This is a genomic window from Microvirga sp. P4_G7, from assembly GCF_056401005.1.
Window position 1 is genome coordinate 1 of the sequence record NZ_JBFUKD010000176.1, and the last position, 6,294, is coordinate 6,294.

Below are 6,294 nucleotides of genomic sequence, written 5' to 3' on the forward strand. Positions count from 1 at the left end.
TGCGGATATGGGTCAATTCGTGCGCGATCACCGCTTCGAGTTCGCGCTCGGTCAGCGCGTCGACGAGACCGCGCGTCAGGGTGATGGAGTACTGATCCTGGCGCACGCCGGCGGCAAACGCGTTGAGATTCGTCGTCTCGACGATCCGCAATTTCGGAACCGCCAGACCACGCGAGATGCAGAGGTTTTCGAGCAGGTTATAGAGCTTGGGATTGTCCGCTCGAGCGATTTTGGTCGCGCCGATAAAGCCGTTGATCATCACCTCATTGAACCGCAGCCCGAGCCATACCCACAGTCCGACAGCCACCGTCACGAGCGGCGCGAGCCAGAGCGTGTCGTGGGCGGCGACCCATGTCAGGTCGTTGAGAGCGCCTGCCGTCGCGTTCTCCCAGGCGCGCATGAGCAAGGCGAGCGCGAACGTCATCAGGTAGAACAGGACGAACAGGCCGGCGAGAAGAAACACCGAGCGCCGGCGGTTTGCCTCGATCTGCGTATAGAGGCCGAAAACGGGGAGCACGCGCGCCTGCTAGAAGGAGACTTTCGGGGGCGCCTCGAGCGCCTGCCGCTGGGTCTCCCCGAGATCGAAGAACTCTCGCGGCGAGAATCCCAGGGCGCCTGCGAAGAGCACGGCCGGGAAGGATTGGACCGCCGCATTGTACTCCGCCACGCCATTGTTGAAGAAACGCCGGGCGGCGGCGAGCTTGTTCTCGATATCGGACAGATCGATCTGCAATTGCTGGAAGTTGGCGCTGGCCTTGAGGTCCGGGTAGGCCTCGCCGAGGGCCATCAGGCGTCCCAGCGCCCCCGACAAAGCGCCCTCGGCTGCGGCCAGCTGCGCCGGATTCTGGGCCTTGAGCGCCTCGTTTCGCGTCTGAACCACAGCTTCGAGGGTCGCCCGCTCATGGCCGGCATAGCCCTTCACCGTCTCCACCAGGTTGGGAACCAGGTCGTGCCGCTGCTTGAGCTGGACATCCACATCCGCAAAGGCCTGCGTCATGCGTTGGCGCAGGCGCACGAGGCCGTTGTAGACGCCGATCCCGTAAAGCAGGACAAGGACGATTATTCCCCCGACGATCCAAGACAAGGCCATACCCTCCATAAGGTTTCCGGGCAGCCATGGCACAACCAGGGGGCCATGCTCAAGCTCCGGGTGCGGAACGAAGTCGCAACGCGGCTCGGAAGGCAGGCCGGTGACGGAGGGAAGGGGTGATTCTGCGCTTTGGAAAACCTCGCAAAAGCCTTGAAAACGTCGCCGTTTTCGACCACTTAAGAATTTGATTCAATTCAGATTCGCGTGCGCATCCAGGGCGCGTGGACAGAGCGGCGAAAAGCCGCCTCATCCGGCCTCTAGCACGTATAAGAAAGACCGACCTTGACCGATCCGAACGATATCAGCTCCGGCGGCCCGACGGGCGATCAGCCGGCGAGCGACATCAAGCCGGTTTCCATCGTAGAGGAAATGAAGCGTTCATACCTCGATTACGCCATGAGCGTGATCGTGAGCCGCGCTCTGCCGGATGCCCGCGACGGCCTCAAGCCCGTTCATCGACGCATTCTCTACGCGATGAACGAGAGCGGTTACACGCCCGATAAGAAATATGTGAAGTCGTCCCGCATCGTCGGTGACGTGATGGGTCAATATCACCCTCACGGCGACCAATCGATCTACGACGCCTTGGTGCGTATGGCGCAGGATTTCGCCCTGCGGGTTCTTCTCGTCGATGGCCAGGGCAATTTCGGCTCGGTCGACGGTGATCCGCCGGCGGCCATGCGTTACACCGAGTCGCGCTTGACCAGGGCAGCGATGCCGCTGCTGGAGGACATCGACAAGGACACCGTCGATTTCCAGCCGAACTACGACGAATCCCAGTCCGAGCCCACGGTTCTGCCCGCCCGCTACCCCAACCTTCTGGTCAACGGGGCAGGGGGTATCGCCGTCGGCATGGCGACCAACATSCCGCCGCACAATCTCGGCGAAGTGATCGACGGCTGTATCGCCTATATGGACGATCCCGACATCTCGACCGAGCAGCTCATCGAGATCATTCCCGGCCCCGACTTCCCCACCGGCGGCATGATCCTGGGCCGCGCAGGCGTTCGCTCGGCCTACACGACCGGGCGCGGCTCCATCATCATGCGATGCAAGTCGGAGGTGGAGGAGGTCCGCAAGGAGCGGGAAGCCATCATCGTCACCGAGATCCCGTATCAGGTGAACAAGGCCTCCCTCATCGAGAAGATCGCTGAGCTGGTCCGCGAGAAGAAGGTCGAGGGCATCTCGGACCTGCGCGACGAATCCGACCGCGACGGCATGCGCATCGTCATCGAGATCAAGCGCGATGCGATGGCGGAAGTGGTGCTCAACCAGCTCTACCGCTACACGCCGCTGCAGACGAGTTTCGGCGCCAACATGGTGGCGTTGAACGGCGGGCGTCCGGAGCTGATGACGCTCAAGGACCTGATCAAAGCCTTCGTCGACTTCCGCGAAGAAGTCGTTTCGCGCCGGACGAAGTACCTGCTCAACAAGGCCCGTGAGCGCGCGCACGTGTTGTGCGGTCTCGYGACCGCCGTCGCCAATATCGACGAGGTCATTCGCCTCATTCSCACCGCGCCTGATCCGAACACCGCCCGTGAGGCGTTGATGGGCCGGGACTGGCCGGCACAGGATATCGCACCGCTGATCGCCCTCGTTGACGATCCGCGCCATCGCATCAATGACGACGGCACGTATCGCCTGTCCGAAACTCAGGCGCGCGCCATTCTCGACCTGCGCCTGCAGCGCCTCACGGCGCTCGGTCGCGACGAGATCGGCGACGAGCTCTCGAAGCTCGCCGCTGAAATCTCGGACTATCTCGACATCCTGCGCTCCCGCGAGCGCATCATGGCGATCATCAAGACCGAACTGACGGAAATCCGCACGTCGTTCGCAACGCCGCGCAAGACCCTGATCACCGATTGGGACGCGGACGTGGACGACGAGGATCTGATCCAACGCGAGGACATGGTCGTCACCGTGTCCCACGCCGGCTACATCAAGCGCGTGCCGCTCTCGACCTATCGGGCGCAGCGTCGCGGCGGCAAGGGCCGCGCCGGCATGACGACGCGCGACGAGGATTTCGTCACCCGCCTGTTCGTCGTGAACACGCACACGCCCGTGCTGTTCTTCTCTTCCAAGGGCAAGGCCTACAAGGAGAAAGTGTGGCGTCTGCCGCTGGCCGCTCCGAACGCCAAGGGCAAGGCGTTGGTCAACATGCTGCCGCTCGAACAGGGCGAACGCATCAGCACCATCATGCCGCTGCCGGAGGACGAGGCGGCGTGGGATACGCTCGACGTCATGTTCGCGACCTCGCGTGGCACGGTCCGCCGCAACAAGCTGTCCGATTTCGCCCAGGTCAACCGCGCCGGCAAGATCGCCATGAAGCTCGACGAGGGTGAGTCCATCCTCGGCGTGCAGATCTGCACCGAGAATGACGACGTGCTGCTGACCACCGCCAAGGGCCAGTGCATCCGCTTCGCCGTACCGGAAGTGCGCGTCTTCAAGGGACGCGACTCGATGGGCGTGCGCGGTATCAACTTGGCCAAGGGAGACGACATCATCTCGATGACGATCCTGCGTCACGTCGAGGCTACGGGTGAAGAACGCGCCGGCTATCTCAAGATGCGCCGCGCCGTCCTCGGCGAGCTGACGAACGGTGAAGGAACTGCGGAAGCGAACGGCGATGCCGAGGAGGAGAACCTCTCCGCCGAGGCACTGTCGACCGAGCGCTACACCGAGATGAGCGCGCTCGAGCAGTTCATCCTCACGCTCTCCGAGAAGGGCTACGGGAAGCGCACGTCGTCCTACGAATACCGCATCACCGGTCGCGGCGGTAAGGGCATCACGGCCATGGCCGTGAACGCCCGCAACGGTGATCTCGTCGCCTCCTTCCCGGTGGAGGAGACCGATCAGAYCATGCTCGTCACCGATGCAGGCCAGCTCATCCGCGTGCCCGTCAACGGCATCCGTGTCGTCGGCCGTGCGACGCAGGGCGTCACCGTCTTCTCGACCCGCGGCAAGGAACGTGTGGTCTCCGTCGAACATATCGAGGGTGAGGAGAACGGCGACGAGGGTCTCGATGACGATGGTCTGACGGACGAAGCCGATGAAGGAGAGGGCGCTTAAGGCGCCCTTTTCTTTCAGACGCCGAGAGTGCGGCTGTAGGCCTTGAGAAACGACTTGGCGATCGACGCGCTGTTCGGTCCTTGTGGGACCGACAAGCGGATCTTGACGAATTTTCCCCGATGAACCGCGACGAAGATGAAGGAGTCGGTTCGACGGCTTGTCCGTCCTGGAAGATCTTTGGCGTCGATGGAGACGTACGCTTTCTCGAAACCCAGCTCTGCGCCGCGTTCGACGACCTTGGCTCCTCGATAAATCCCTCGCGCCACCATCTGGTTGATTTCGCGCAACGCGAGGGCAATCTCGTTTGCGGCGTGGTCAGAGCCGCTCCCGCGCGAAAGATCCATCTGCCGGTCGTAAATGTAGACGTCAGCCCACGCGCTCTCTTCAGCAGCCATATATCGGACGCTGAATCCTAATCCGGCCCCGTAGCGATTGGTCCATGCACRCGCCATTCCAACGATTTGCGGCGGAAAGCTGAAGCTTTCGACAACGAGATTTCCCTGTTGTCCCTGCCGCTTCGAAACCGTGGAGTCCTGAGCCAAGGCGACCGATTGGATCGCAATGGTAGAAAGAGCCAGAGCAACCAGCGCGTATGCCAGATATCGGCTCAGTAGCGGGGTCGCGGGGAGGCGGCAAAGCAATATCATTGATATAGCATTGCATACATAATTACCGTTGTCACAGAGGCCTGCCGCCCGCTGATGAGCCTCATCCAGAGGAGCGACGAAGTCGCGTCTCGAAGGACGAGGCGTCTCCAGTGCTTTCTGGTGGTCCTTCGAGACGCCGCTTTGCGGCCCCTCAGGATGAGGCGGGAGGTTGAATGGGGAACGGGGGCAGAACAGGAGAAGGGGATCGTGAAAAAGAAAAAGCAAGGCTTTCGCCTTGCCTAGATGCCTTTTGGCACTTTTCGGTTCCCGGCTTTTTGAGCCATCGCCTGTTAGAGGCGAAAGGGACCATATCCTCCCGAAACTCGGACCGCCGCCTCTGGCGTCGTGACGTCTGAGACATTCAGTGCCGTGGTTATAGACGGGTTAATGGGGGGTGTCATCACTTTTTGAGCACCGTCTGGCGCGAATTTCGGCACATATCTTATTGATCTTTCGTCTAATGGGGCGGTGTCCGGCTGGAAACCTCGATCACAGCTTGTCTTTTCGGCGGCGGCTGTGTTGTGTGCTCCAAGACGAGTCGCAACTCCATTGTCGATGAAGATCCCGAAGGCGTTCCATGCGTTTGAGCCGTTACTTCCTGCCCATTCTCCGCGAGACGCCGAAAGAGGCGGAAATCGTGTCCCACCGGTTGATGCTGCGCGCCGGCCTGATCCGTCAGGAATCGGCCGGGATCTACGCGTGGTTGCCCCTGGGATTGAAGGTCCTGAACAAGATCAGCGCCATCGTCCGGGAAGAGCAAGATCGCTCGGGCGCCAACGAGCTCCTGATGCCGACCATCCAATCCGCCGATCTCTGGCGCGAATCGGGTCGCTACGACGCTTACGGCAAGGAGATGCTGCGCATCACCGACCGCCACGAGCGTGAGATGCTCTATGGCCCGACCAACGAGGAAATGATCACGGAGATCTTCAGGAGCTATGTGCGCTCCTACAAGGACCTGCCGCTCAATCTCTATCATATCCAATGGAAATTCCGGGACGAGGTGCGCCCGCGTTTCGGCGTGATGCGCTCGCGCGAGTTTCTCATGAAGGATGCATATTCCTTCGATCTCGATCAGGCCGGGGCGCGCCACTCCTACAACAAGATGTTCGTCGCGTATCTGCGCACCTTCGCCCGTATGGGCCTGAAGGCGATCCCGATGCGCGCCGACACCGGCCCCATCGGCGGCGACTTGAGCCATGAGTTCATCATCCTCGCCTCCACCGGGGAAAGCGAAGTCTTCTGCCACGCCGATTACCTCGAGTTCGCGACACCGGCCGTCGATACGGATTTCGACAGCGTGTCGGGCCTGCAGACGATCGTGGACAAATGGACGTCGCTCTACGCGGCGACGTCGGAGATGCACGAGGAAGCCGAGTTCGAGCATCTCGCACCCGAGAAGAAGATGTCGGCTCGCGGTATCGAAGTCGGCCATATTTTCTATTTCGGCACCAAGTATTCTGCCCCGATGGGTGCAAAGGTGATGGG

Annotated in this window: 5 protein-coding genes; 2 read left to right on the plus strand and 3 right to left on the minus strand. The window is 61.4% G+C overall.

The window, feature by feature from the left end:
• Together AC1DT3_RS09905 and AC1DT3_RS09910 are read right to left on the minus strand one after the other, a co-directional pair.
• The coding region (locus AC1DT3_RS09905) for a M48 family metalloprotease (RefSeq protein WP_477465086.1) at positions 1 to 517 on the minus strand (517 nt) is incomplete at its 3' end.
• A 9-nt stretch (positions 518 to 526) separates the two neighbouring features.
• The gene (locus AC1DT3_RS09910; RefSeq protein ID WP_477465087.1) at positions 527 to 1,090 is read right to left on the minus strand and encodes a LemA family protein; all 564 of its coding nucleotides are present in this window, start codon (positions 1,088 to 1,090) and stop codon (positions 527 to 529) included.
• A gap of 282 nt (positions 1,091 to 1,372) precedes the next feature.
• Here AC1DT3_RS09910 and gyrA point away from each other — a divergent pair, with 282 nt between their 5' ends.
• On the plus strand, positions 1,373 to 4,159 hold the full coding sequence (gene gyrA, locus AC1DT3_RS09915; protein ID WP_477465088.1) for a DNA gyrase subunit A: 2,787 nt from the start codon (positions 1,373 to 1,375) through the stop codon (positions 4,157 to 4,159).
• Between the two features lie 14 nt (positions 4,160 to 4,173).
• On the opposite strand, the gene AC1DT3_RS09920 is transcribed toward gyrA, so the two are convergent.
• Positions 4,174 to 4,554: a hypothetical protein gene (locus AC1DT3_RS09920; protein ID WP_477465089.1), complete on the minus strand. Its 381-nt coding sequence runs from the start codon at positions 4,552 to 4,554 to the stop codon at positions 4,174 to 4,176.
• Between the two features lie 829 nt (positions 4,555 to 5,383).
• On the opposite strand from AC1DT3_RS09920, the gene proS reads away from it, so the two are divergent.
• Positions 5,384 to 6,294: proline--tRNA ligase (proS, locus tag AC1DT3_RS09925; RefSeq protein WP_477465090.1), on the plus strand; the 911-nt coding region annotated here is incomplete at its 3' end.

Bases quoted from the DNA above. Each gene is read 5' to 3' on its own strand.
- AC1DT3_RS09910 (WP_477465087.1), bottom strand. From the start codon at position 1,090: ATGGCCTTGTCTTGGATCGTCGGGGGAATAATCGTCCTTGTCCTGCTT.
- AC1DT3_RS09920 (WP_477465089.1), bottom strand. From the start codon at position 4,554: ATGGCTGCTGAAGAGAGCGCGTGGGCTGACGTCTACATTTACGACCGG.